Genomic DNA, 24,179 nt, shown 5'->3' on the forward strand with positions numbered 1-24,179 from the left:
CGAGTGACCGAGATCAGGATGAAGGTGAACGGCGACGTCGCCGCGCTCGACGTCGAGCCATGGGTGAGCCTGCTCGACGCGCTGCGCGAACGCCTCGGCGTGACCGGGCCGAAGAAGGGCTGCGACCAGGGCGCCTGCGGCGCCTGCACGGTGCTGGCCGACGGCGTGCGGATCAACTCCTGCCTGGCCCTGGCCGTCCAGTACGACGGCCAGGAGATCACCACGATCGAGGGCGTGGACCATCCGCTGCAGGAGGCGTTCGTCCGCAACGACGGCCTCCAGTGCGGCTACTGCACCTCCGGCCAGATCTGCTCGGCCATCGGCATGCTGGCCGAGCACGCGGCGGGCATGCCCAGCGCGGTCGGTCAGCCGGGCGGGTTGACCGAGGACGAGGTCAGGGAGCGCATGAGCGGCAACCTGTGCCGCTGCGGCGCCTACAACGGCATCGTGGACGCGATCATGGAAGTGGCCCGGTGAAACCGTTCGCTTACGTCAAGCCGGCCGACGTCGAGGCCGCCCTGCACGCCGCCGCCACCGAGCCGGGCGCCAAGTTCCTCGGCGGCGGCACCAACCTGGTCGACCTGATGCGCGAGGGCATCGAGCAGCCGCAGACCGTCGTGGACGTCACCGGGCTGCCGTTCGACACGGTGGAGGACCTGCCGGACGGCGGGCTGCGGATCGGTGCGCTCGTCCGCAACAGCACCCTGGCCGCCGACCGCCGGGTGCGCGACCGCTACCCGGTGCTGTCGCAGGCGCTGCTGTCGGGCGCCTCCGGCCAGCTGCGCAACATGGCCACCGTGGGCGGCAACCTGCTCCAGCGCACCCGCTGCCTGTACTTCTACGACACCACCTCCGCCTGCAACAAGCGCGAGCCGGGCAGCGGCTGCGACGCGCTCGACGGGTTCAACCGGAGCTGCGCGATCCTGGGCGTCAGCGACAGCTGCATCGCCACCCACCCCTCCGACATGTGCGTGGCGCTGGCCGCCCTGGACGCCGTCGTCGAGGTACGCGGCACCGGCGGCACCCGCCGCGTCCCGGTGACGGACCTGCACCGGCTGCCCGGCGACACCCCCGAGATCGAGACCGACCTGGCCCCCGGCGAGCTCATCACCGCGGTCGAGCTGCCGCCGGCCCCGGCGAACTCCCGCTACCGCAAGGTCCGTGACCGGGCCTCGTACGCGTTCGCCCTGGTTTCGGTGGCCGCCGCGCTGGAGGTGAGCGACGGCACGGTGACGCTGGCCCGGCTGGCGCTCGGCGGCGTCGCCCCCAAACCGTGGCGCGCCCGCGAGGCCGAGCGGCTGCTCACCGGCGGCCCGGCCGACGAGGCGGCGTTCCGGCGCGCGGCCGAGGCCGAACTGGCCGCGGCGAGCGTCCGCGACGGCAACGCGTTCAAGACGACCCTCGCCACCGCCACGATCGTGGCCACGCTGCGCGAGCTGAGCAAGGAAGGGGCCGTGCGATGAGCATCAAGTACGCCGAGGCCGAGCCGGCGACGACCGACGCGACCAAGTACGTCGGCCGCGCGGTCGACCGGATCGACGGCCCCGCCAAGACCACGGGCGAGGCCCGCTTCGCCGCCGAGCACTCCTACCCCGACCTGGCCTACGCCGCGCTCGTGCACGCCACCATCCCCAGGGGCCGGATCACCGCCATCGACACGGCGGCGGCGCGGGCGGTGCGCGGCGTGATCGACGTGCTCACCCACGAGAGCACCCCGGCCATGAAACCGCCGCCCAAGCCCAGCGTCCTCGACCTCAGCTCGATGGTGGCCGGCACGTCGGTCAACTACCTGGGCACCGACGAGGTGCACTGGAACGGCCAGCCGATCGCCGTCGTGGTCGCCGAGACGCCCGAGACCGCCCGGTACGCGGCCTCGCTGGTGCGGCCGGCGTACCAGGAGCTGCCCGCCGCGACCGACTTCGAGGCCGAGAAGCGGCACGCCGTCCCGCAGAAGAGCAGCCTGATCGCCGAGGCGTCGGCGAACAAGGGGGACGCCCCGGCCGCGCTGGCCGCCGCCCCGTACGCGGTGGACCTGACCTTCTCCACGCCGCCGCACAACCACAACGCGATCGAGCCGCACGCCACCACCGCGGTCTGGGACGGCGACCGGCTGACCCTGCACGAGGGCACGCAGAACATCCCGTGGACGCGCCGGCACCTGGCCCTGCGGTTCGGCGTCCAGGAGAAGGGGATCAGGATTCTGTCGCCCTACGTCGGCGGCGGTTTCGGGGGGAAGGCCTCGGTCTGGGCGGGCACGCTGCTCGCCGTGCTGGCCGCACGCGTGACCGGCCGCGCCGTACGGCTGGCGCTCAGCCGTGAGAGCGTCTATCACACGGTCGGCGGGCGCACCGCCAGCACGCAGCGGGTCGCCCTGGGCGCGGAGGCGGACGGCCGGTTGACCGCGCTGATCCACACCAGCGTGTCCAGGATCGGCCGCAGCGGCGGCGGGGGAGAGCAGATCACCGCCGCCTCCCGGCACCTCTACGCCGCGCCCAACATCCACCTGCAGCAGAGCACCGTCCCGCTCGACCTGCTGGCCAACACGTTCATGCGGGCCCCCGGCGAGTCCATCGGCACCTTCGCCATGGAGTCGGCCGTGGACGAGCTGGCCTGGAAGCTGGGCATGGATCCGATCGAGCTGCGCATGCGCAACGAGCCCGAGCGCGATCCGCTGGGCGGGCAGGCGTTCTCGTCACGGCGGCTGCGGGAGGCGTACGCGCTGGGCGCGGAACGCTTCGGCTGGCGCTCGCGCGATCCCCGGGCCGGCGCCATGCGCGACGGCAGATGGCTGGTCGGCATGGGGGTGGCCACGGCCTACCATCCGTCGTTGCAGATGATGGCGAGCGTGACCGTGCGGCTGGAGGCCGGCGGCACTGTGGTGGTGCGCAGCGGCCTGCACGAGGTGGGCATGGGGGCGGCGACCGTACAGGCGCAGATCGCCGCCGACGAGCTGGGCGTGCCGCTGGAGAAGGTACGCGTGGAGTACGGCGACTCCGACCTGCCGCCGGGCACGCAGGCGGCCGGCTCGGCGCAGACCGCGAGCGTCGCGGCGAGCGTGATCGCCGCCTGCGAGAAGCTGAAGCGCACGCTGACCGGCCTGGCGCGCCGCGCGCCCGGCTCACCCCTGCGCGGTAGCCGCCCCGCCGACGTGCGGGCCCGCGACGGCGGCCTCTACGCCGGTGACCGCGGCCTCACCTACGCGGAGATCCTCGCGGCCGCCGGCCGCGGCCACGTGGAGGCCGAGGTCAAGGGGAGCACGCTGGCCTTCATGGCCAAGTTCCTGCGCGAGCGCAGGAAGTGGGTGAAGGCGGCGACCGGGGCGCACTTCTGCGAGGTGCGGGTCGACCCCGACACCATGGAGGTACGGGTGTCGCGCTGGCTCGGGGTCTTCGACGCCGGCACGATCATCAACGCGAGGACGGCGGCCAGCCAGCTGCGCGGCGGGATCGTGATGGGCCTCGGCATGGCGCTGTCGGAGCACACCCTGATCGACCCGCGCAGCGGCCGCGTCGTCAACCCGAGCATGTCGGAGTACCACCTGCCGGTGCACGCCGACGTCCCGCACATCGACGTGGACTGGCTGAACGAGCCGGACCCGAACATGCCGCTGGGCCTGCGCGGGATCGGGGAGGTGGGCATCACGGGGGTCGCCGCGGCCGTGGCCAACGCCGTGCGGCACGCGACCGGCAAGCGCGTGGCGGACCTGCCGATCACGCTCGACAAGCTGCTGTAGCTCTAGGCTGCTGTGTCGAGGCTCGTCGAGGAGGCACCCGTCATGTCACGTCCGCCGTTCCCGCCGTTCACCGAGGAGAGCGCCCGGCTCAAGGTCCAGGCCGCCGAGGACGCCTGGAACACCCGCGACCCCGACAAGGTCGCGATGGCGTACACGCAGGACACGGTCTGGCGCAACCGCGACGAGTTCGTGACCGGCCGCGACGCGGTCAGGGCGTTCCTGCGGCGCAAGTGGGACAGGGAGCTCGACTACGCGCTGCGGAAGGAGCTGTGGGGCGTGCTCGGGAACCGCATCGCGGTGCGGTTCCAGTACGAGTGCCACGACGCGTCCGGGCAGTGGTGGCGTAGCTACGGGAACGAGCAGTGGGAGTTCGACGAGGCGGGGCTGATGCGGCGCAGGGAGGCCAGCATCAACGACGTGCGGATCACGGAGCCGGAGCGGCGCATCTTCGGCGCCCGCCCGGAGTCGGACCACGGTGTGGACGTCCTGCCGCTCAGGTGAGGTGTTCTTGCGGCGCTCGCAGGCTCAGGCGAGGTAGCGGAGCCACAGATAAGGCGTCGACAACGCCACGGTGACGAACGTGACCACCAGCCCATAACGGGTGAACTGCCAGAAGGAGATGTGCGTGCCGTTACGGGCGGCGATGCCGATGACCACCACGTTGGCCGCCGCCCCCACCGCCGTAGCGTTCCCGCCCAGGTCGGCCCCGATCGCCAGGGCCCACCAGAGCACCTGGGCGTGCTCGCCGCCGCCGTTCGCCTGGACGAGGTCGGCGACGATGGGGCTCATGGTGGCGACGTACGGGATGTTGTCGATCACCGCGGACAGCCCGGCCGAGGCCCACAGCAGCAGCATCGTCGCCAGCCCGAGCTGACCGTGCGTCGCCTCCGCCGCCGCCTTCGAGATCTCGCCGATGACGCCGGTCTCCACCAGCGCCCCCACCATGACGAACAGCCCCGCGAAGAACACCAGCGTCGGCCACTCCACCTCGCGGATGGCGTCCTCGGTCGTCACCTTCGTCGCCGCCACCAGCACACCGGCGCCCAGCAACGCGACCACGCTCGGCTCGTAGTGCAGCACGGGATGCAGCACGAACGCCGCCATCACCAGCGCCAGCACGGCCAGCGACTGCCACAGCAGCCGACGGTCCGCGATGGCCTCGCGCTCGTTCAGCGTCATGATCTCGGCGGCCAGCTCGGGGTCGTACCGGAACGACTTCCTGAACAGCCACCGGCACAACACCGCGAACACCACCATCAGCACCACGATGAGCGGCGCCAGGTGCACGAGGAAGTCGTTGAAGGTCAGGCCGCCGCGGCTGGCGATGATGATGTTCGGCGGATCGCCGACCAGCGTGGACGCGCCACCGATGTTCGACGCCATCGCCTCGGCGATCAGGTACGGCGCCACCGGCAGCGCCAGCCGTTCACACACCAGGAACGTCACCGGCGCGATCAGCAGCACGGTCGTCACGTTGTCCAGCAGTGCCGACGCGCTGGCCGTGATCACCACCAGCAGCACCATCAGCCGGTACGGCCGTCCTCTGGCCCGCTTGGCCGCCCAGATGGCCAGGAACTCGAACACCCCGGTCTGCTTCAGCACGCCGACGATGACCATCATGCCGAGCAGCAGGAAGATCACGTTCCAGTCGATGCCGGACCGCTCGTCGAAGAACGCCGCGCCGGCGTCGGTGGCGTGGATCAGCAACATGATCCCCGCCCCGCCCAGTGCCGCGGCCACGCGGTGCACCTTTTCGGTGGCGATCAGCGTGTACGCGCCCAGAAAGACGGCCACCGCCACCCACGCCGTGATCGTCACGCGCGCAACCTATCAACCAGCGCTCAGCGACCCGCACACCACCCACACGGCGTCTTCAGAGGTCATCGGGGAACGCGAATCCAACGGGGATCGTCGTACCGCTGCTCCACCCCATCCCCCGGCAGAAAATCGGGCGCCGTACACAACACGATCTCCCCCCGGACCTCCAGATACCGGATCAGCCCCGCCGCCACGGACAGCACCGCCTCGACCCCGCCACTCCCCGGCGGCATCTGCCCTTCCAGCACCGCCACCACATCGGTGAGCCCGAACTCCTCAGGCAGCAACTCCGCCACCTCCCGGATGAAGCCCTCGGTCACCCGCGCATGCACCATGACCGGGCCCTTCCCCGCCTCCGCTCCGGCCCCCGGCTCGGCCTGCCCCGACCCACCACAACTCCCGCAACCACCCTTGTCGCGAGGATTGATGGAGATCTCCCCGGTGCCCAGACACATCACGCACCGCCCGTACTCACCGGCATGCCTGGCAGCGGCGTCCCGATCGGCCAGCGGCAGCCCGCAACTGCAGGAGAAGGAGTTGTAGGTCCCTTCGGCATAGTCGTGAAAGGCGATCTCGTCGGGTGCGTCAACCCACCCGATGCTGATGACATGCTCGTCCATAAGGGGTGTCAGCGCTCTCGTTCCGGCGGTACGGATGCCACGAGGCACCCAAGATAGCCCGCCCCACCACGCCAGATCACCCATTCACCCAAACCCATTACCCTGAGTAAGCGCGTTAACCCGAAGCCCCACCTCCAACTGCTCGGTCCTCCACATGGCGGCGCTCCGCGCCAAGGGGCTCGATCACCCATGCATGCAAACCCATCGCCCTCAGTGAGGTCCCTAGATCTGCGGCTGCTCGTGGGGCCTGCCCTTCAGCTCATGGAACCCCGGAGTGCCCGCCACCAGCAGCGTCCCGTCCCACAGCCGGCCCGCCTGCTCACCGGTCGGGAGGCGCGAGACGACCGGCCCGAAGAACACCACCCGCTCGCCGCCGTCACGGGTGACCGCCACGATCGGGGTGCCCACATGGTCGCCACCGATCAGGGCCACGCCCTCGGCGTGCGAAGCCCGCACGTCGCCGTCATAATCGGTGCTCATCCCCGCCTCGGCCAGCTCGACCGGCAGCCCGGCCGCGGCCAGCGCCGTCCGCAGGTCGCCGAGCCAGTCGCCGGTGCCGGTCGTCCACAGGGCGGTGTACAGCCGGCCGAGCGCTTCCTGGCCGTGCTCGCGCAGGGTGGCCGCGCAGACGCGTACAGGGACCCAGAGATAGCCCTCCGGATCACCTTCCGGATCGTCGTCGCGGCCTTCGTTGAGCACCGACAGGCTCATCAGATGCCAGCGCACCTCGACCGGCCGCACCTCCCGCACCTGCAGCAACCAGCGCGAGGTCAGCCAGGTGTAGGGGCAGGAGGGATCGAACCAGAAGTCAGCGACGTCCATCACCTCAGCATGCCACCCCCGATCTTCCCCACCCCGGAACCAACGGCCACCGGACCTGGGCCCCGTCCCGCCTCAGCCCTAACTGCTTGGTCCTCCGCAGGGGGCGCTTCGCGCCTGGGGGCTGCGGGCTGCGCTTGGTGGGGGAGCCGAGCTCCCCCACACCCCCTTGCCGGGGGCCTCCCGGCCCCCGGACCCCCGGCCTGGGCCATGGAACCCCGGCTCTGCCCCTGGCCCCCTTCCGACCGCCAGACCTTCGATTTACCGGCTACTGGCATGCGGCCCAGGCATTGAGCCATGGACCTGCGGTGTAGGCCCCGCACTCGTCGTGGGCTAGGCCAGATCCCCACTCATGCCCGCACCCCTCGACCGCCGTACCTCAGACCTCGACCTCCGACGGGCCGTCACCCCCTGAACCACAACCGGCGTCTCTACCCTTGAGAGGTGCTGACAGCAGGCATCGACCTCGCCGCAGAACCCCCACGCACGGCCGTGGCCTGGCTCACCTGGCCACCCGGCCGCGCCCACCTCACCCGTCTCGAACTCGGCGCAAAAGACGACCTCCTCCTCGAAGCCATCACCACAGCCACCAAAACCGGCATCGACTGCCCCTTCGGCTGGCCGGTCAAGTTCATCGACTTCATCACCGCCCACCGAACAGGCGCCGTCCCAGTGCCCCAGGGCGTACCCGGCCTGGTGTGGCGCCACGACCTGACCCACCGCGTCACGGACCAGGCGGTGGAGGCCCGAACCGGCCGCCGTCCCCTGAGCGCCTCAGCCGACCGCATCGGCCACACCACGATGCGCTGCGCCGCCCTCCTCTCAACCCTCGCCGCCCAGGGCCACCCGGTGGACCGCCGCGGAACGGGCGCGGCCGTGGAGGTCTACCCAGCCGCCACCCTCAAACTCTGGGACCTCCCGCACAACCGCTACAAACGCCCCACCGAACTGGGCCAGCTCGTAGACCGCCTCAAGGAAGCAGCCCCCTGGCTCGACCTGGCCGACCACGAGCCCCTCTGCCGCACCTCCGCCGACGCCACCGACGCCGTCATCTGCGCCCTGGCCGCCCGCGCCGCCGCCCTCGGCCTCGCAACCACCCCACCCTCGGAACACTCAAAAACCGCAGCCACCGAGGGCTGGATCGCCCTCCCCACTGCACCCCTGAGCGGCCTCATCCAGGCTCCCTGACCAGCGCCACTTCTGTCAGCCCCACCTGCCACCATGCCGAAATGACACCAGACAACGACTACGAAGCCCTCGCCGAAGCAGGCGGCTGCATCACCTACGTCCGAGGCCTCACCCCGAAGCAGGTGATCATCAAACTCGGCGGCCGTCCCGAGGATTTCACCTCGGCGCCGTTCCACGATCTGTACGACACAGTCCCCGGCTCGTCCGGAGCGAGCCTTGGCATCACATCCATCGGCGACTGGACGATGATCGTCGAGATGCACACGGTGCTCGGCCTTACGGGCAGCGTCATCACCCGCTTATCCGCCGGCACCCGCCTCGTCTCCCACTACTGCCTCGACATCAAGGCCCTCGACTACTTCTACTGGCTGGAAGACGGCGACCTCCGCTTCTGCTTCATCGCCCAGGAGGGCTATATGAAGCCGGTGCCCGACGAACTTGTACCGCTCATGAGCGAACTCGACACCCGCTACCCCGACTCCGCCGACCCCCACGAGGGCCCGATGTTCCTCCTGGCCGAACACCTCACCGGCATCAAACTGACCCCGAGCCTGCTGGAGCAGACCGCCTACCTCTACGGCGTCGTCCCCGACCAGGAGGAGGACCTCCTGACCTGGTGACCAGCGCCCACCGGGACTACGACGACGGCATCCCCTTGAGCAGGGCTCCGGTACAAGCCCGTAAGGTCGCTACCCCAGGGGACGGCTCGACCAAGAACGTAGACGCGGCGGACGAATCAGGAGGCCCGCCCGCCGCGCCCTGTCACGCGATTCTCCCGCTCAGAATCAGCTCGAAGATCCGTCTCGCGGCAGCGGTCGCCATCCAGGCGGTCTCGTGCACGGTCTTCCTCTTGCGATCCGTACGCCGGACGAACGCCTGCCCACCAGCGGCACACAGCTCGTACACGATCAACTGGCAGTCGCAGGTGTGCACGGAAACCCGGATCCGCGGCACCCGCCGATGCGGCTCGTACCAGGCCACCTGGGCGTGGTCAGGCTGGAGCGGCTGGACATGCCAGCCGTGATAGTCCGGGTCCTCGTCGGAGACGCTCACCAGGTCCTCCCCTCAAAGACCTCGACGAGGTTCCTGAGCGCCGCGTCGACCCGCGCGACGACGAGCCCATGCACGTGATCGCCTTCGTCCGGCAGCCGGTACCCGTGCCTCTCCAACACGGACCGCACCTCTGCCACCAGCAGGGGCGTGAACCGGACTTCTGTGGTTGTGTTTCCCATGGGTCGGACCTCCTTCGTCCGATCAAGGGCCCGTCTTGGCGCTTGCCCCGCTGAGACGGGCCCGTTGGCTTCGCTGAACACGTCCTTTGACCAGCACGTACGTCCCGCATCCAACGTGCGGTCCTGGCAGAACGTCCTTACCGTGTTGTCGCGTGACGGGTCTGTATGAAGAGCCGGGGAAGGGCTGAGGGGGAGGGGGTGGGTGGTCGATTCAGTGGCGTGGGACCTGTGTAGCGCCCAAGGACGTCTGGCCCGAGAAGGGATGACCGCGCTCGTTCGGATGTGGTCAGACCCAGGTGCAAATGGCGGTCCGGGCGTGCGCGGTGATGACATGACCGCTGTCACTCACCGACGCCACGAGACTCCTCAGTTCGCAGATCGTTCCAGTAGTAGCCACAGTTGGTGGGAGGAATGCCTTCATAAGTGCGGAGGTGGTCGATCTCCAGATCGCACAACCGTTGATCCAGAGAAAGCGCGTGGTATGCCGTGGCCTTGCTGATCGCGCTGGTGATATCGGAGGCCGCCACAACCCACGTGTAAGGCGCCTCACCGTCGAAACGCTCAGTACCGGCGACGGTCACGGTGAAAGTCTTCACACGCCTCTGCTCGCCGCTCCATACCGGCCCAGCACCGTCAGACGGATGTACGACGGCTGATGGGCGGAGCGGTCGAGCCGCACTTTCTCAACCAGGCCGGCGGCGTCCGGCGCAAGATTGGCCAATGCCTCCCGAATACGGTGCCGAGCCAAGTCGGGTTCCGCGGTGACGCCGCAGGAGCCCTGCGTGGCGTCCTGGGCCGCCCAGGCATAGAAGGAGTCGTCGCGGTTCATGACGAGACTCCATGGCTAATTGGAGGTCGTTCCTGGCACTTGATGTCCATGTAGCGACGCTATTACCGTCCGTGACGGAGTTACATGGACGCCCTGTCCTACCTGGGCAATCGCCCTGCGGGGAGATGAGGACACAGCGTCCTACTCCTCAGATGCCGAGCGAAGTCGCCAGAGACCTCACCTCTGGGGACGACCGAGCCTCCTCCTCACGGATGGACTCCACAAGGTCGCGCGCGACGGCCTGGTGCCGGAACCACACCGCTGACTGTGAGCGGGCCTGCAAAAGGCGCTCGGTGGCGGTCTTACGGTGCCGGGCATCCAGGTGAGCCTGCGCCACGTCCAGCAGGTGCCGGCCGTACGCAATACCTGCGAGGTCTCCGGGACGGACCCGGCGCGATGCGGCCAACGCCTTCCCCGAGGCTTGCAGCACGGTGTAGGCGTGCGTTTCCTGTTCCGCGACTCGCGCAGGCCCGAAAGTGGAGTTGTAGATCTCCACGGTGCCCCGGAGCCGTTCGGCGCCCGCGGTGGCCATGGCAGCGTAGTCGGCGATGTCGCGCCCGGCGGCTGCGGTCGGTGCGAAGGCGCAGAGGAGGAGATTGCCCCAGACAGCGACATGCTCAGCAGGTGCGCTGAAGGAGGGCTCGATACGGGATGCCATCCCGATGGCCAGTTGCTCCGCTTCGGGCAGTCTCGCCTGATGCAACAAGACCCAGGCGTAGGTGGCGTGCAGCGTGGCCCACAGCAACTCGTCGTTGCCGGCGCGGGCAACGTTGATAGCACGTTCCGCGCTGATTGCCGCCAGATCATCTCGGCCGAAGTGGATCATCAGGCTGGCGGCCAGGTCGTACGCCATCGCGAGCGGATAGGTCGCCTCTGGGCCAACAGCTTCGCGGGTGAGCCGCGCTTCGGTGATCAGGCCGGGCAACTCCGCTATGAGGCTGGCGAACTGGCCGTTCCAGTAGGTGGAGCATGCGTTCTGGACCGCTGTGGTGATCTGCGGCAGTGGCGTGGGCTCGCCATCGTGCCCGTCGTCGAGATCAGGCAGCAATGAGGGTGAGAGCAGGACGTTGCGGAGGGCCAGAACGCTGCCGCCGTCTCGGTCGGTGCCGAGTTGGTCGCGCTTGCCGATGAGAGCACTCAATTCCACATCGAGAGCGTTTGCCAGCTTGACCAGCGACGTCACCCTCGCGGATTTGCGCTGCCCCTGTTCCAGCTTCGCTATCAGATCCCTTGACAGGCCGGCCGCTTCAGCGAGTTCCTCCTGGGTGAGACCGCGAGATCCGCGAGCGGCCCGGAGTCGTGCGCCGATCGAGTTAGCGTCGGTCATGGGCCCTGACCTCCCTGAAGCAGCGACACCTTCAGGCTACGGCCCAGGGTCTTCTGCAGCTATGGGAACCGAGCAGATCTTGATGCTCGGGACGCTAGGAGACGGCGACTTGACCAGCATGTCCGGTATGGTCGCGTGCGGCTCCGCAGTGAGATCGGAACATCTCCTTGGTACGCGGCGTTTGCTTGGTCACTGTCGGCCGGTCGCGCTAGTCTCGCTCGTATGTTCGGCATCGGGTTGCACTGCTGCCACCACCGTCTCCACGGCTGTGGTGAGGCTCTCGTGTTCCCAAAGCCGGATCACCTGCCAGCCGGCCGCCTCAAGCGCCGAGTTGACCCGCTGGTCGCGTTCCATGTTCCGGCGAAGCTTGGGCGTCCAGTACCACTCGTTCGTGGTGGGCTGACGGCCATGTTCCGGGCAGACATGCCAGAAACAGCCGTCGACGAAAACCGCGACCTTCTTCGCCGTGAAGACGATGTCCGGGCGAACCTTGACCTCGCCCAGGTCCAGGCGGAAGTCCTTCCTGTAGCGGAGCCCCATACGGTGCAGCGCGCTGCGAAGGACGACTTCGGGTTTGGTGTCGGAACGCCGGTTGGCCTGCATGTTGCGCGATCGGCCCGCGTTGAGCGGCGCCGGATACGTGCCTCGCTCATGGGCCTGCTCCCGGGCCTGGGCTCTCTTGCTGTCTCGCATGTCATCCCGATAGGCGTGCGACTGATGGTGTCGTCCGCGAAGATACAGTTGACCGCTTGTCCATTGCCTCATCCGGGCTACGAAAGGGGTCCTTGTGACCGAAAAGCAGCCTCACGTCATCGAGAACCTCACGGAAGCTGGCGAACAGCCCGTCGGTCTGGAGGATGGCGGCTCAGAGCTTGAGCCGACGGCTGGAGCTGCTGCTCTGAGCAGGTCGGAGGCAATGGATGAGGACGTTCTTGAGGTCGTCGAGATCTGCGCCGGGGCCGGCGGGCAGTCCCTCGGGCTGGAGCGGGCAGGCTTCCGGCACGCGCTCGCCGTAGAGCTCGACAAGCACGCCGCTGAGACACTCCGTCACAACCTTGTCAAAGTGCTCGGATATGACGAGAAGGAAGCTGCTGAGACGGTCAGGATCGGTGACGTCGCCGATCCCGAGGTGTGGAAGCCGGAAGAACACGTTGGCGTGGACCTGCTGGCGGGTGGCGTGCCGTGCCCTCCCTTCAGCATCGCTGGCAAGCAGCTGGGCGCTACAGACGAGCGCGACTTGTTCGCGTGGGCAGTGGAGCTGTGCGGGCGGATGAGACCGAAGGCCCTGCTGCTGGAGAACGTCAAAGGCCTGGCTGGCAGCCGGTTCACGGCCTACCGGCAGCGGGTCCTCGACCGGCTGAGCGAGTATGGGTACATAGCCGAGTGGAAGTTGCTGCAAGCAGATGACTACGGCGTTTCGCAGCTCCGGCCCCGGTTCGTGCTGATCGCTCTACAGTCCGAGTACGCGGAGTACTTCGAGTGGCCAGAGAAGAACGCCCAGAAGCCTCCATCGGTTGGTGAGCTCCTCCGGGATTTGATGGCGCACGGAGACTGGTCCGAGGCCAAGCTCGACGAGTGGGTTCGCGGGGCGAGCAAGATAGCGCCGACCATCGTCGGCGGCTCGAAGAAGCACGGTGGTGCCGACCTCGGCCCCAGCCGGGCCAAGGCCGCGTGGGAAGCCATGGGGGTTGACGGCAAGGGTGTGGCGGATGGCCCGCCTGGACCCAACAACCCCCGGGTGGCGGGTGCCCCCCACCCGATGCTCACCGTTGAGATGGTTGCTCGTATTCAGGGCTGGTACGGCGATAAGTTCGCCGACTGGGAATTCCTCGGTGGCAAGACTTCGCGCTACCGGCAGATCGGCAACGCGTTCCCGCCACCCGTCGCGATGGCGCTCGGCGTGGCGATCAGGAAAGCCTTGCGCAAGGACGGACCCCGCCGGGTACTTGTGGAGAACACTGACGTTGTGCACGACCCGGTATACAAGGTCCTCCTGGCCAGTGCCCGGCCGCTGACGGGTGAGCAGATCGTCGAGAAACTCGCCGAAATGAACGAGTCGATGGAGCAGTCAGAGGTCGAACGGCATCTCAATCACCTCAGCCACGACTTCGAACTCCAGGAGATCCCCCGGTCCAACGGCGATGTCGCGTACAAGATTGGCGAGTTCAAGGCCTTTCTTGGGCAGGAGAGTCACCAGCGGCACGATTTGTTCAGCAAGTACAGGTCGAAAATCAGCTGACGCAACAGTTGAGCGCTGTTGACGCCACGCAGGCAGTCGCAGCGCAGTCACGACTTGGGTAGTGGGCCGATATCGGGTAGCAGCGGTGCCATCTCTGGTGGATCATCTCGTTCGGCCACTACCCATCGCTCGCCGTCCAGGGTGATAGATGGCAAGCCTGCATGATGCGGGCGTTTCCGTGCCAGTCGTACGCTCATGGAATCTCCCCGGCCGTACGCAGGCAGTACGAGAGCTATGGCGGCGTCGACGTGGTTCTGATATTGGCCGAAGATGACGATTCCCTCGGAGCGAAGTACCGTGCGAGCGCCGCCATTGCTGCGGACCCGCTTCATATAATCTTCCTGCATAGCCACGGTTGCTACTGTGTTCCGGCTGATAGGTAGCCCTTGGACATGGCGGAACAGTTCATTTATTCTCGTCTGCCCGCTCGTGGATCGGAAGATGATATCCGTGACATGGGTGGGGAGATCGAGGAGGATGTTCTTCTTGAGTGGCTCGTTCTCGAACAGCCAGTGGATAGCTGCACGGCCGGTGCGGCTGAGGGTTCGTTTGACATCCCTGTTTCTTCCAGGGTTGAGGTTCTCCTCGCTCGCGCGTACCAGTCCGGCGCTCCACTGCCCCTTCTTGTCGCTTGCCCACAGTCCCAGGACCAGATGGCCGACGGCCTCTGGCGGGATCATCCACTCCGCAAGCTTCTGCGAATACTTGCAATCGACTTCGTGGCCTGCGATCGAGTAGTCAAGCACCTCGCCGTCCGCAAAACCGAACTCACGCTGCAGGTTGATCTCAATCAGAGTCCCACAATGTGTCTTCTCAGTCTTGTGAAGCTGCTCCCAGCGGTACCGGCCTGTGTGCTGGCCGTCGAGCAACATGTCGAAGGTTCGGCGAACGGCTTGACCCATTCGCGGCCCCACCGCGTCCAGCATCCTCAGATGTGAGGAGACCGCCATAAGGGCGGAGTCGTGTTCGGTCAACTATCGCTCCCTCTCAGCGCCCAGCAGTGAGCCGAGCATTTCGGATTTGTTGCGACATGCGGCAGCCATCCGGCCAGGCAGCTGTAGTTCCTTGGCAACTGTATGACCGATCCCAGACCTGCTCAGGAGAAAGCTGGACTTCAGCGGGATAATCCTCGATGAGGGCCGCTGCACTATGGCCATGCGGGTCTACGTGGTCCAGTAGTGCTCTATCCCAGGTGACGGAGGAGTTCGCGGATGTCCGCCAGGTCCAAGCCGTAGCTCCCGACGGGCTCTTCTACGAGGTCTGCGAGCTGGCGGACCTCTGGGTCATCCAGGATGCTGCCCATGAACTCCAGCTTCGCCTGGAGCCGCATTTGCACCACTTCATCGATGGTGCCTTCTGCGACGAGAACGGTGACCCTGGTCTCTGTCCCGGGAGCCAGTCCTAGCCGATGGATGCGGTCGAGACTCTGCAGGAACCGGCCGGCCATGAAGTCGCGATCGACGTAAATGGCGTCGTGACAGACCTGGTGCAGGCTGATGCCCTCACCAAGGGTGGCCGGATTCGAGATCAGCACCATGCAGTCGGGATCTTCGCGAAAGCGCCTGATCTCCTCGTCCCGGTCGGCCGTGCCGCCGTGGACAACGGCCGGATCGTGGGGGGCGAGCAGCTCGGTCAGAGTGGTGATGTTGCGCACGAAGCTGGTCCACACGATCGTCTTGCGACCGGCCGCCGCATTGGCGGCGACGATCTGAACGGCCTCCTGGTATTTGGGGGAGAGTTCGTAGCTGGGCAGATTGCGCAGCAGTTTGTATAGAGAGTCTCCGGGAGCAGCCTCCAGGAGCGAAGGCCCGTAGGCGAGCGGTTCGTACGGGCTATTGCCTTCGATCAGCAGGGCTGGGCTGGTAGCGGCCATGATCAGACGCAACGCTGCTCGGCCGAGAGTTTCGATGTCGTCGCGGCATGCCTCAGCCCGCGCGGAGAAATTGCCCTTGAGCGCCTCGTACACCTCCCGATGGATTGGCGGCAGGCTGACGTAGCGGACTTTCGGCTCGAACGGCGGCAGGCCCAGCTCCTTCTTGGTGGTACGGGTGAACAGCGGACGCAGGACGCTGCTGGCGTAGGCGAGGTCGCCTCCGCGTACGGCATCAGAGACCACGCGCTTGCCACGGCCGGGCCAGACGAACGACAGCAGATTCTCCAGGTCTCGGGCCCCATTAGGGGCCGGAGTGCCGGTGAGGATGAGCCGCCGGGCGGCGGCGGGCCCGAGCGCGAGGCAGGCCGCGCCATAGGTTCCGTTGGCGCCGAGCTTCATGCGGTGGGCCTCGTCGAGCACGAGCATCGATGGCGCGGCCCCCAGCCAGGAAGCGAGGCTGGGCACGGCCCGGGAAAGACGCTCGTAGTTGACCAGCAGCACCTCGGCGCCGTAGTCCGGAGTGCGGCTCATGACAGCGGTGCGCGGTGGCGTACGAAAGCAGAGCTGGCTTTCTGTCAGCCAAGCCTCGTAAGCCGACTTGGGCCCAACAACGAGTAGCCGCTCGGCTAGCCCTTGTTCGCGGAGGGCTGCGTAGACAGCGAGTGTGACCCTGGTCTTGCCGGCGCCGGGGACGCTGAAATTTGCGCCGTGACCGAGCGACAGCAGTTGTGCGGCGTCCCGGAGCTGGAAAGGAGTGAGGTCTCCGATCCAGCCTTCTCCGAGCAGTCCCAGCACGTCGTCTGGCGCTATCGCGCTTTGACCGGCGTCTGCTCCACCGCTGAGTGTCTGCTCTGCTCGCTCCGCGTCATCGAGGACGCCGTTGACCAACTGGAGCAGGACGTCTTCCCACTCGACGCCCTCGTGCTGCCAGGAACCGAGCTCGATAAGGCGGTCGAGGAAGTCGTCTAGATCGAACTCGCCAACCAGCGGCCCCCGCTGGCCGCCTGGCGCGATGCGCGCGGCGAGGTCCGCGAAATCCTGCTCGTGCCCGGGTGTGGTGCGCAGAACCACGCGCGTTCGCGAGACGTCGAGTGCGATCCGCAGCGACGGCTCCGTCTCCGCCACCGTCACCGCTGCCTCCCCACAGCGTCGTTGAGCCAGGTCAGGCCCTCGCCTGGGAGCGGTACGCTCTTGCCGGCCTCGACAGCAACGCGCTCCATGATGGTGCGCAACTGCAGAAGGGCGTCGTCGAACGCGCCTTCATCCAGACTTCCGTTACCGCGGGCGAGGACGAGGTCAGTTACACACTGCTCCAGGTCCTTGCATGCATCTGTGACGCGATCGGGAGCAGCGAGGCGCTTCTTGCGGAGTCGGTAATCCCTGCCGGCGAATTCCAGTGCCTCATTGAAGACCACGCGTGCGCGGTCGAAGACCTCGGCCGCCGCCCTACGCTCCTCAGCAGTTACGGCGGAGCCTGCCGCCCTGACAGCCTTGGCTCGTAGGAGGGAGTCGGTGAGCGCCTTGGCCGCGGTGACCCTCGCGCCGGCAGCTTGGACAGTGCGGCCGAGGCCAGGGATGGTTACAGCTGCGGTCTTCTGCGCGGGTGCGGGCTTGAGATCCGCTGGCAGGCGCTGATCCAGGAAACGCTCATGAAAGTCGGGCTGGATGAAGCGGACATCCGTCTTGGCGAACTCGAGCACGATGGCCGCCAGCCGGCCCTCCTTCATCAGGTCGGCGCGCTCCCGGTTACGCGCGGATTCGGTGTTGTAAGTGCGGTAGAGCTCGAAGAACCTTTCCTTTGCGTTCTCGAAGTCCATGAGCCGCAGCGAGGCAGTGCCAGCAGTGCTGCGGTTGATGAGCTCCCGCAACTGGGTCAGGATCCACAGGTCACGGTCACAAGCCGGGGTCGTGGTGTGGAAGTTCCGGGCGATTTCTGCCAGGGGCCTGCCGAGCGCCACCTGCTCCTCCAGAGCGAGCAGGTGGTTGATGTAGGAGTAGTCCCGGCGGGTATCCGGGCGCAGCTGCAGGGACAGCTCAACAGCGTGGATGTCATTCCACGTGCAGCTTTCAGGCAGGACGCCAACCCGCATGCTGGGCCGCCCGAGTTCCTTGAGGGCAGCGCGGCGGGTGTTGCCGTTGACGAGGATGCCCTCGCGAGTGATCAGCCCGGGTTCGTTTTGCTGGTACTCGCGCAGACTCTCCATCAGGTCTTCGAAGGCCTTGTCGATCACTGCGGGGTCAGCCGGCAACGCCTTCAGCAGGGAGTGGAGATAGTCCTGGCTCTCAGGGCTCCAGGGGTCCTCGGCCAAGGTCCGGTCACGGGCCGGGTCGTAGGCTCGCTGGGCACGGATGCGGTGTGTGCCAGGGTTGTAGCGCAAGACCTCGACCGGCATGTCGATGACTTCGACATGGGTAGGCTTTCCCCGCCATTCGACTGTCAGCGTCTCCGGCACTCCCTGCCCGTTGCGCAGCTCCTTCAGCCGCTGGGCCACAAGTTCGCGGTTGCCGGCAGCCTCGCGGGGCTGGCCGAAGTCGATCGACACGTGAGTGCTCCTTCACGTAGGTACAAGTTGTCAGGGGTGGCACCGACGTGCGAGTTCCGGTGCCTGACCCGCGGACTGGGAGAGGGGACTACTGAACCATGCTGCGGGCCTGGTCGCGCGCCGGCTCAGGCAGGGTGCGGTAGACGCCCCACAGCTTCTCGACCTCGTTGAAGCTCCGGGCGTCCTGCTCCATCCAGGCGGACAGCATCTTGCGCTCGTACGCCGACAGCGTCTCCAGAGCCGCCTTGAAGGCACGCAGATCGCTGCCGGCGTCTCGCCCGCCGACGCGGCACCGGTTGCACTCGGTGACCAACTGCACCTCGGTGCTCCCATCGGGCAGACTGACCTGGCGGCGCGCGATGTCCAGCTGAGAGGTGGCTGCGCTGTCGTCGGCGTACGCCTCACCGTTCCCGATGCCGCAGGTACGGCACAGGTAGTTGTCCCTCACCAGCACAGCACGACGCTGTACGGCACCCACCGACCCGGTGGTCTTGCGGTTTCCCACTCCTGGCTGCCACACCGGTAGCCCCTGCTGCACGAACCGGTGCTCCCTGGGGTCGAGAGAGGGATCCTCCCGGTTGGTGTCGATCTGCCACTCGTGGTCGCGCAGGTCCCTCATGCGGCGGTCAACCTGGCTGACTCCGTCGAACGTGGTCCGCAGCTGCTCCTTGGTGAACACGTTGCCGACTCCGACCTCCTGCACCAGCCACAGGGCTACGCGCTTCATGGTGCCGAGGCTCTCGTCCGTCCAGGGAGGTATTGCCACCATGCTTCTCGGATCCTCTCGTCTGCGGATGATGACGGCCCGATGGCTAGGCGGGCCGGTTTTGCTGACCCCTCCAGAGAAGCGCAAGCCGATGCGTCGCGGGAAGCCTTTTCTGTCCCGGCCGTGTCCCGATTGCTGTTTGTGTTCCGCTGTGTCCCGCTGGTGCGGAAAAACCTCACAACTGTCGTAGACATCCGCCAATATGGAGCTCTTATCCCAGAGGGACTCCATTGCAAGGAGTTGTCTGTGCCAACAAGTGGGCAAATGAGGCCCCTTTCCGCTTCCCTTTCACCGGCCCGGCGTGAGTTTACGCTGGTGATGCGCACCCTGTTCCGTAGCGCTGGCGGCTCGATGCGCAGCGTCGCAGCGCGGATCCCGTGCTCCCGCTCCGCCCTCAGTCGGCTTCTCCTGGGGCAGGTACAGAGCCCTGACATGGGGACGGTCCTCGGACTCCGCAAGCTCGCGGAGTGCAAGAATCCTGCCGGGACCAAGAGTGAGGAGGATCTGCGGTGCCTCCTGCAACGAGCCCAGGACGAGGACGAGGTCCAGACCGACGCTGAAGAGCCGGCCGATCTCCCTGCACACGCGGTCCGCCGGTTCCCTCCGGCACCTGGGACCGGCGCTCCGCACGTTGCGCCGGTCCCCGCCGCTGAGGGGGACCGGCGCAACGACTTGACGGCCGACGTCCTCTGGCCGATCGACGAGTTCGTGGGACACCTGGACAGCGGCCGCTACGAGCATGTCGTGGCCATGCTGGACTTTGCCGGCGGCCAGGCACCTGCGATAGAGGCTGCCGCCGCGATCCGAGAGTGCAGCAGCCGGGGACTTACCGAGGCTACGGACACCCTTCTTCGGAAGGTCGCGAGTAGGCCCGGGGACTTCGTCTTGGCAGTAGTCGGCCACCTGATGGACGCCGGTAACTTCCCAGAAGCTCGAACCTTGGCACAGATACGTGGAGGAAATCAGGCCGCGTAGGCAGTCCCGGTCCTGCGGCTCTCGGTGATCACTGATCACTGCCTGCTCAGTGCCGAAGCGGCTACAGGCCGTACCGTCGGTTGATCTCCAATGCCTGCTGTTCGGATACCTCGACTGGGGTGCGTGTGATCAGCCAGCGGAGATCATTCAGCATGGTTTCGCTCGCATGCATGACCCGTCCGTTGTGGCGATCAAGTTCGCCATCGAAGGCTTTCGCAACCGGCCCCGTCCAGACCCTGCCGGTGTGGAAGTTCTTGAAGGGCGTATCGAGCGCGTTTCTCATCTCATGGAGCAGGGGCTCGATCGTCTTCAGCGTGTCCTGCAGCGCCTCACGCAGCGGATTTGACACCATCTCGGACATCGGCTCAGCTCCCCGTCTTCTGTGAAGGGCTGGATGACGGTGTGCCGGTGAGGAGCTTCGGAGCTATCAGCTTCAAGAATGCCACCATGTCGCCGGCGTTGTCCCTGCCGGTGGATCCATGACCGAGGTCGACCAAGAGGCGCGCCTTTCCCCTGACGAGAATCGCGGCGATGTGCGTTTCCTGCTCGGGGTCCTTGATGTAGGCCCCGTAGCCGTCGGGCACGATGGCAGGTAGCGGCTTTCCGCCGTCTTTGAGGTACTCATCGACCTGGCCGCGGATCCCCCCGGTATCGAGGGTGATTCGCAGGAGCTGTACCCGTTCACCTTCCGGCTGGTACAGGCCGCAGGTGCCGTGGCCGGCCTCGTCGCGCGGCTCCGTGAGAGTGCCGACCACGATGGGATCGCGCACACCTGTCATCAGCCTGGCCGCAGCCTCTGGTACGTGGTTGCAAAGGTAAGGAGGATCGGCCGCTGATGGCAGAGGAGCTGTGTCCACGGCCGGCGGCCTGTCTTGCTGGCATGCCGCTATCAAGATCAGTGCGCAGGCGAGGAGGCCAGCCATTCCGGCGACGGGCTTCTTCATCGTTCAGAACTTCGGGAAGCCGTTGGCGTAGGCCTGGTCTATGGTCTGTTGCATTCCCAGGCCCACCCACGGGTTGTCGTTCGGGCGACGTAGCCACGCTTTATAAGCGTCGTACGGGTTCTGATTCGACTTCATCATCTCTTCCAGCGTCATCAGCGTCTTGCCGTCGTCCTTGAGAAAGTTGTTAGGCGATTTGCGTGGGTCATCTCCCGGTCTCACATCGGTCAGCGACGCCCATGGATGGGACTTGGCAGGTGGATCCGGCGAGCCGAACAGGCCGTGGTTGAACATGGCCTGAGCGGCGAGCTGGCCGGCGAATTCGCGCGTGTATTCGGCGGTGAAGTTGGCCGACTCCACGGCGTTCTTCTCGGCGGTGCCCTGGACGCTGTCCTCGATCACGGACCCCCAGGACCCCACCACGCTGGCGGTGATCGGCCATGCCCCTGCCTGAGGGAAGGACAGTCCGGTGTTGATGACTGCCATGAACATCTTCATATTGCGCTTCTGAGCCTCGTCGAGTTCGCGCCCTTCGGTTATTTTGGCGATACCACCGGAATAGGCGATCAACCCGAACCCTGCGGCGACTTCTTGCGTAGCAGTGATCATCGCGTCCTTGCCATGTTTCGCGGCGAGTTCGGCGGCACCGAAATCGTAGAGCTTGCCACTCCAGGCCGCTTGGGCGGCCGTGACCACTCCCAACGCCTTCTCGTCCTTCTCAAAAGTATGCTGCATCACCTTGATGAGGTGTTGCCGATTGAACTTGGCACCCCATGGCTCCTGGCCAGGAACGCCAGGATGGTCCTGCGTGTAGACGCCGGGTTGCTCTATTCCGCCCATAGCGGCTCGGTTGACGTCCGGAATGTAGGACGCCAATATCCGCCCGATGGAAATCGGCGCGACAAACGTCTCCTGCGGCTTGCCCGCCTTGACCTGCTCGTACTGCAACTCCATGAGCTTCGCCGCCAGATCAGCTGATCGATAGCCGGCGAACGGCTGCTCAGGCGATCCCGCACGATCCCTGAGCTTCATTGTGGCCGCTTCCAGCGCCTGGCCCACCGCCTTGCCTCCGTCTTTCAAAGAGAGCACGGTGGTGTAGAACTTGAGCCTGTCGCCGCTCGCGAAGAACTCTTGAGCTGCTTCGGGATTACCCTTCAGCGCCTCCATCACGTCCGCCATGGGATGGCGCCCAACCACATGGTGCGCCATCGGCCCTCGCTCGAACGTATCCAGAGCCTTGGCGACCTCGACTAGGAAAGAGGTGTTGTAGCTGCCGTGTTTCAGCGCGGCGGCGATCCCCGCTTGAGTGCCGCGTGTCAGTTTGGACGTCAGGTCTCTACGCCACTGCGTGCTCAACTGGCTGCTGGCGCTGCCCAGCGCCTTCCCCAGTGCCGCTTGCAGGCGCTCGGATTGCTTGTCGTCCTGCCCGTTGACCTTGGCGAGCAGTCGCCGGACTCGCTCCGGTCCCATGGCGTTCATCAGCTTGAGCGCGAAGCCCGTGTCTCCCGCGTGCTTCTCCAGTTGAGCGAGCGTCTTGTCATCGACCTTCTCGCCGTCCGCGGCTCGGTTGAGGTGCGCCGCCGCCGCGTAGGCGTCGGCGTCGTAGGAGACCTTCTTGTGCAGTTCCTCATCGAAGGGGATCAACCCATTCGACTGCGGTCCCCAGGTATCGTTCATCGCCTGGATGGCATCGTTCCGCCGCCGAAGCTCGGGACTCTTCGAGCGGATCCAGCCTTCCACCTCCCGCATGGCGCTCAGTCCTGAGACGTCCAGCTCTACTCTTTCCATCGCACGCCGGACCAGCGGCTCGTTCCTGCGGAGCAGTTCTCCGGCACGGCTCAATGCTTTCTCGAACTGATCCATCCAGGACGGGTGGATCCCGGAGTACTCATCGTCGAACGGCTTCTGCGGTAGATCGCTCGGCTGTGTCATGGGGGATTTCCGGCATCTTCGGGGAACACGTCCGGACCGCCAATCAGCTTAACCTCGCCTTGGCATTCGGCTGAGGACTGCTGCGGTACCGGCATGGTAATCGCAGTGACGACCAGGAGTACGCGAACCGCTGAGCTCCGGTTCAAGCAGCGTTTCGTGGATCCGCTATTCGGTTCGGCAGGATGTTCTCCGAAAAGCATAGGGGAGCGGGGTGAGGGCGATACGGGCTGTTGTGATTGGGGTTTATGGCTGAACATATTGAGGGATTCCGCTCTCTGCTGTGGCTTGGTTCATGAGACGGATGAAGGAGCGGGTTTCCTCCGGACGTGGACAGCGGGAGACTCCGGGGTATGGATGCGAACCCGCTGCTGCGTCAGGTGCTGGATCAGATCGATGGGCCCGATCCTCGGGTCAACGAGTTGGTCTCCGCGCTCGTCAGTCATCTGCACGCCTTCGTCGAGGAGGTGCGGCCGACGCCCGAGGAGTGGCTGGCGGGGCTTTCGTTCCTCGTCGAGACGGGGAAGATGTGCACGGCCGATCGCAACGAGTTCATCCTGGTGTCCGACATGCTCGGGCTGACCAGTGCCGTGGACGACGTCAACCACGTCGGGCCCGCGAACATGACGCCGTCGTCTGTGGAGGGGCCGTTCCACTCGCCTGCTCCTGTGCGGGAGTTGGGCGATTGGGTCAGTGATGGGCCCGAGCGGGAGCGTGGGGTGCCCACCGTGGTGCACGGGCGGGTGTTCGACTGTGACGGTACGCCGCTCGCCGGGGCGAGCGTGGAGGTGTGGCAGGCCAGTGATGCCGGCCTGTACGACAGTCAGGACGACGCTCAGGAGCTCGGCAATCTGCGTGGGGTGTTCACGGCCGATGACGATGGGCGGTACTGGTTCCGGACGATTCGGCCGAGTAGTTATCCCGTTCCTACTGATGGGACGGGGGGTGTGCTGCTGCGGAGTATCGGGCGGCATCCGATGCGGCCTGCTCACCTGCACTATCGGGTCGCTGCCGAAGGGCATCGGCCGTTGGTCACGCATGTGTTTCTAGCGGGGGATCCCTATCTGGGGTCCGATGCGGCTTACGCGGTGAAGGAGGAGCTTGTTCGTCGTCCGCGGGCGCGTACGGAGGGGTGGGGGATGGAGGTTCCGTACGAGGAGATCGAGTTCGATGTGAATCTGGTGCCGGTCGGGTGGAAGGACGGGGGGTGACGTCTCGCGGGTTTGGCGGGTGACGGGTGGCGGTAAGTGATCTGCGGGAGCTGTGCGGGGGCGTACAGGAATCGTGGGTGTTGACGCGCGCCGGCTGGTTGGCGGGGCGGGGGATCGGTCGGTTGAGGGCGGGCTG

The 24,179-nt window shown here is 66.5% G+C and carries 25 protein-coding genes; 9 read left to right on the forward strand and 16 right to left on the reverse strand.

Annotation, left to right across the window (positions count from 1 at the left end; translation table 11 throughout):
* Window positions 1-18 precede the first annotated feature (18 nt).
* The 4 genes from OIE67_RS52260 to OIE67_RS52275 are packed head-to-tail and all read left to right on the forward strand — an operon-like array spanning window position 19 to window position 4,234.
* Window positions 19-477 (forward strand): (2Fe-2S)-binding protein, encoded by a 459-nt coding sequence (locus OIE67_RS52260; RefSeq protein ID WP_326645762.1) that lies wholly within the window; start codon window positions 19-21, stop codon window positions 475-477.
* Complete coding sequence (locus OIE67_RS52265; RefSeq protein WP_326634639.1) at window positions 474-1,463, forward strand: FAD binding domain-containing protein; 990 nt, start codon at window positions 474-476, stop codon at window positions 1,461-1,463. Before OIE67_RS52260 ends, OIE67_RS52265 begins: the two co-directional genes overlap by 4 nt.
* Window positions 1,460-3,733, forward strand: coding sequence for a xanthine dehydrogenase family protein molybdopterin-binding subunit (locus tag OIE67_RS52270; RefSeq protein WP_326634640.1), 2,274 nt, complete (start codon window positions 1,460-1,462; stop codon window positions 3,731-3,733). The genes OIE67_RS52265 and OIE67_RS52270 overlap by 4 nt, the downstream gene beginning before the upstream one ends.
* Window positions 3,734-3,775: 42 nt before the next feature.
* Window positions 3,776-4,234: a nuclear transport factor 2 family protein gene (locus OIE67_RS52275; protein WP_326634641.1), complete on the forward strand. Its 459-nt coding sequence runs from the start codon at window positions 3,776-3,778 to the stop codon at window positions 4,232-4,234.
* Window positions 4,235-4,258: 24 nt separating this feature from the next.
* Here the strand turns inward: OIE67_RS52275 and OIE67_RS52280 are convergent, their stop codons facing one another.
* The 3 genes from OIE67_RS52280 to OIE67_RS52290 all read right to left on the reverse strand — a co-directional run bounded on the left by OIE67_RS52280 (window position 4,259) and on the right by OIE67_RS52290 (window position 6,993).
* Window positions 4,259-5,551, reverse strand: a complete 1,293-nt coding sequence (locus OIE67_RS52280) for an ArsB/NhaD family transporter (RefSeq protein WP_326634642.1) — start codon at window positions 5,549-5,551, stop codon at window positions 4,259-4,261.
* A gap of 62 nt (window positions 5,552-5,613) precedes the next feature.
* Window positions 5,614-6,171, reverse strand: a complete 558-nt coding sequence (locus tag OIE67_RS52285) for a hypothetical protein (protein ID WP_326634643.1) — start codon at window positions 6,169-6,171, stop codon at window positions 5,614-5,616.
* Window positions 6,172-6,393: 222 nt separating this feature from the next.
* Window positions 6,394-6,993: a DsbA family protein gene (locus OIE67_RS52290; protein WP_326634644.1), complete on the reverse strand. Its 600-nt coding sequence runs from the start codon at window positions 6,991-6,993 to the stop codon at window positions 6,394-6,396.
* Between the two features lie 441 nt (window positions 6,994-7,434).
* Between OIE67_RS52290 and OIE67_RS52295 the strand changes: the two genes are divergently transcribed.
* Both OIE67_RS52295 and OIE67_RS52300 read left to right on the forward strand, forming a co-directional pair.
* Entirely contained in the window at window positions 7,435-8,178 is a 744-nt protein-coding gene (locus OIE67_RS52295; protein WP_326634645.1) for a DUF429 domain-containing protein, read from the forward strand.
* A 41-nt stretch (window positions 8,179-8,219) separates the two neighbouring features.
* Window positions 8,220-8,798, forward strand: a complete 579-nt coding sequence (locus OIE67_RS52300) for a DUF6461 domain-containing protein (RefSeq protein ID WP_326634646.1) — start codon at window positions 8,220-8,222, stop codon at window positions 8,796-8,798.
* A gap of 142 nt (window positions 8,799-8,940) precedes the next feature.
* Here the strand turns inward: OIE67_RS52300 and OIE67_RS52305 are convergent, their stop codons facing one another.
* The 6 genes from OIE67_RS52305 to OIE67_RS52330 all read right to left on the reverse strand — a co-directional run bounded on the left by OIE67_RS52305 (window position 8,941) and on the right by OIE67_RS52330 (window position 12,259).
* Window positions 8,941-9,231: a hypothetical protein gene (locus tag OIE67_RS52305; RefSeq protein WP_326634647.1), complete on the reverse strand. Its 291-nt coding sequence runs from the start codon at window positions 9,229-9,231 to the stop codon at window positions 8,941-8,943.
* Entirely contained in the window at window positions 9,228-9,410 is a 183-nt protein-coding gene (locus OIE67_RS52310; RefSeq protein ID WP_326634648.1) for a hypothetical protein, read from the reverse strand. The genes OIE67_RS52305 and OIE67_RS52310 overlap by 4 nt, the downstream gene beginning before the upstream one ends.
* Before the next feature lie 341 nt (window positions 9,411-9,751).
* Window positions 9,752-10,006 carry a hypothetical protein gene (locus OIE67_RS52315; protein ID WP_326634649.1) on the reverse strand — a complete coding sequence of 85 codons (255 nt, stop codon included), beginning with the start codon at window positions 10,004-10,006 and terminating at the stop codon, window positions 9,752-9,754.
* Window positions 10,003-10,239, reverse strand: coding sequence for a hypothetical protein (locus tag OIE67_RS52320; RefSeq protein WP_326634650.1), 237 nt, complete (start codon window positions 10,237-10,239; stop codon window positions 10,003-10,005). The genes OIE67_RS52315 and OIE67_RS52320 overlap by 4 nt, the downstream gene beginning before the upstream one ends.
* A gap of 148 nt (window positions 10,240-10,387) precedes the next feature.
* Window positions 10,388-11,566 (reverse strand): helix-turn-helix domain-containing protein, encoded by a 1,179-nt coding sequence (locus OIE67_RS52325; RefSeq protein WP_326634651.1) that lies wholly within the window; start codon window positions 11,564-11,566, stop codon window positions 10,388-10,390.
* 189 nt (window positions 11,567-11,755) lie between these two features.
* Entirely contained in the window at window positions 11,756-12,259 is a 504-nt protein-coding gene (locus tag OIE67_RS52330) for a very short patch repair endonuclease (RefSeq protein WP_326634652.1), read from the reverse strand.
* A 94-nt stretch (window positions 12,260-12,353) separates the two neighbouring features.
* Here OIE67_RS52330 and OIE67_RS52335 point away from each other — a divergent pair, with 94 nt between their 5' ends.
* On the forward strand, window positions 12,354-13,805 hold the full coding sequence (locus tag OIE67_RS52335) for a DNA cytosine methyltransferase (protein WP_326634653.1): 1,452 nt from the start codon (window positions 12,354-12,356) through the stop codon (window positions 13,803-13,805).
* 47 nt (window positions 13,806-13,852) lie between these two features.
* Here the strand turns inward: OIE67_RS52335 and OIE67_RS52340 are convergent, their stop codons facing one another.
* From OIE67_RS52340 to OIE67_RS52355, 4 genes are all read right to left on the reverse strand, one after another.
* Window positions 13,853-14,779 carry a NaeI family type II restriction endonuclease gene (locus OIE67_RS52340; protein ID WP_326634654.1) on the reverse strand — a complete coding sequence of 309 codons (927 nt, stop codon included), beginning with the start codon at window positions 14,777-14,779 and terminating at the stop codon, window positions 13,853-13,855.
* A gap of 209 nt (window positions 14,780-14,988) precedes the next feature.
* Window positions 14,989-16,809, reverse strand: coding sequence for a DEAD/DEAH box helicase (locus OIE67_RS52345; protein ID WP_326634655.1), 1,821 nt, complete (start codon window positions 16,807-16,809; stop codon window positions 14,989-14,991).
* Window positions 16,806-18,221 (reverse strand): ParB N-terminal domain-containing protein, encoded by a 1,416-nt coding sequence (locus tag OIE67_RS52350; RefSeq protein ID WP_326634656.1) that lies wholly within the window; start codon window positions 18,219-18,221, stop codon window positions 16,806-16,808. The genes OIE67_RS52345 and OIE67_RS52350 overlap by 4 nt, the downstream gene beginning before the upstream one ends.
* Before the next feature lie 88 nt (window positions 18,222-18,309).
* On the reverse strand, window positions 18,310-18,948 hold the full coding sequence (locus OIE67_RS52355) for a hypothetical protein (RefSeq protein WP_326634657.1): 639 nt from the start codon (window positions 18,946-18,948) through the stop codon (window positions 18,310-18,312).
* A 471-nt stretch (window positions 18,949-19,419) separates the two neighbouring features.
* Between OIE67_RS52355 and OIE67_RS52360 the strand changes: the two genes are divergently transcribed.
* A complete protein-coding gene (locus OIE67_RS52360; RefSeq protein ID WP_326634658.1) occupies window positions 19,420-19,962 on the forward strand; it encodes a hypothetical protein in 543 nt (180 codons plus the stop codon).
* 61 nt (window positions 19,963-20,023) lie between these two features.
* Here OIE67_RS52360 and OIE67_RS52365 read toward each other — a convergent pair whose 3' ends face one another.
* Genes OIE67_RS52365 through OIE67_RS52375 form a run of 3 tightly spaced genes read right to left on the reverse strand, consistent with a single transcriptional unit; the run spans window position 20,024 to window position 22,835 of the window.
* Entirely contained in the window at window positions 20,024-20,323 is a 300-nt protein-coding gene (locus OIE67_RS52365; RefSeq protein ID WP_326634659.1) for a hypothetical protein, read from the reverse strand.
* A gap of 4 nt (window positions 20,324-20,327) precedes the next feature.
* On the reverse strand, window positions 20,328-20,906 hold the full coding sequence (locus OIE67_RS52370) for a hypothetical protein (protein WP_326634660.1): 579 nt from the start codon (window positions 20,904-20,906) through the stop codon (window positions 20,328-20,330).
* Between the two features lie 3 nt (window positions 20,907-20,909).
* A complete protein-coding gene (locus OIE67_RS52375; RefSeq protein ID WP_326634661.1) occupies window positions 20,910-22,835 on the reverse strand; it encodes a hypothetical protein in 1,926 nt (641 codons plus the stop codon).
* Between the two features lie 350 nt (window positions 22,836-23,185).
* Here OIE67_RS52375 and OIE67_RS52380 point away from each other — a divergent pair, with 350 nt between their 5' ends.
* Window positions 23,186-24,043 (forward strand): dioxygenase family protein, encoded by an 858-nt coding sequence (locus OIE67_RS52380; protein ID WP_326634662.1) that lies wholly within the window; start codon window positions 23,186-23,188, stop codon window positions 24,041-24,043.
* Window positions 24,044-24,179 lie beyond the last annotated feature (136 nt).

Source organism: Nonomuraea fuscirosea (assembly GCF_035917475.1).
Taxonomy (GTDB): domain Bacteria; phylum Actinomycetota; class Actinomycetes; order Streptosporangiales; family Streptosporangiaceae; genus Nonomuraea; species Nonomuraea fuscirosea.

What these genes read in the sequence shown, in the direction of transcription:
- OIE67_RS52360 (WP_326634658.1), top strand. Translation starts at nt 19,420, where the DNA reads ATGGGGACGGTCCTCGGACTCCGCAAGCTCGCGGAGTGCAAGAATCCT.
- OIE67_RS52325 (WP_326634651.1), bottom strand. Translation starts at nt 11,566, where the DNA reads ATGACCGACGCTAACTCGATCGGCGCACGACTCCGGGCCGCTCGCGGA.
- OIE67_RS52370 (WP_326634660.1), bottom strand. Translation starts at nt 20,906, where the DNA reads ATGAAGAAGCCCGTCGCCGGAATGGCTGGCCTCCTCGCCTGCGCACTG.
- OIE67_RS52260 (WP_326645762.1), top strand. Translation starts at nt 19, where the DNA reads ATGAAGGTGAACGGCGACGTCGCCGCGCTCGACGTCGAGCCATGGGTG.
- OIE67_RS52300 (WP_326634646.1), top strand. Translation starts at nt 8,220, where the DNA reads ATGACACCAGACAACGACTACGAAGCCCTCGCCGAAGCAGGCGGCTGC.
- OIE67_RS52270 (WP_326634640.1), top strand. Translation starts at nt 1,460, where the DNA reads ATGAGCATCAAGTACGCCGAGGCCGAGCCGGCGACGACCGACGCGACC.
- OIE67_RS52285 (WP_326634643.1), bottom strand. Translation starts at nt 6,171, where the DNA reads ATGGACGAGCATGTCATCAGCATCGGGTGGGTTGACGCACCCGACGAG.
- OIE67_RS52320 (WP_326634650.1), bottom strand. Translation starts at nt 10,239, where the DNA reads ATGAACCGCGACGACTCCTTCTATGCCTGGGCGGCCCAGGACGCCACG.
- OIE67_RS52365 (WP_326634659.1), bottom strand. Translation starts at nt 20,323, where the DNA reads ATGTCCGAGATGGTGTCAAATCCGCTGCGTGAGGCGCTGCAGGACACG.
- OIE67_RS52380 (WP_326634662.1), top strand. Translation starts at nt 23,186, where the DNA reads ATGGATGCGAACCCGCTGCTGCGTCAGGTGCTGGATCAGATCGATGGG.
- OIE67_RS52330 (WP_326634652.1), bottom strand. Translation starts at nt 12,259, where the DNA reads ATGCGAGACAGCAAGAGAGCCCAGGCCCGGGAGCAGGCCCATGAGCGA.
- OIE67_RS52290 (WP_326634644.1), bottom strand. Translation starts at nt 6,993, where the DNA reads ATGGACGTCGCTGACTTCTGGTTCGATCCCTCCTGCCCCTACACCTGG.
- OIE67_RS52310 (WP_326634648.1), bottom strand. Translation starts at nt 9,410, where the DNA reads ATGGGAAACACAACCACAGAAGTCCGGTTCACGCCCCTGCTGGTGGCA.
- OIE67_RS52375 (WP_326634661.1), bottom strand. Translation starts at nt 22,835, where the DNA reads ATGACACAGCCGAGCGATCTACCGCAGAAGCCGTTCGACGATGAGTAC.
- OIE67_RS52355 (WP_326634657.1), bottom strand. Translation starts at nt 18,948, where the DNA reads ATGAAGCGCGTAGCCCTGTGGCTGGTGCAGGAGGTCGGAGTCGGCAAC.
- OIE67_RS52275 (WP_326634641.1), top strand. Translation starts at nt 3,776, where the DNA reads ATGTCACGTCCGCCGTTCCCGCCGTTCACCGAGGAGAGCGCCCGGCTC.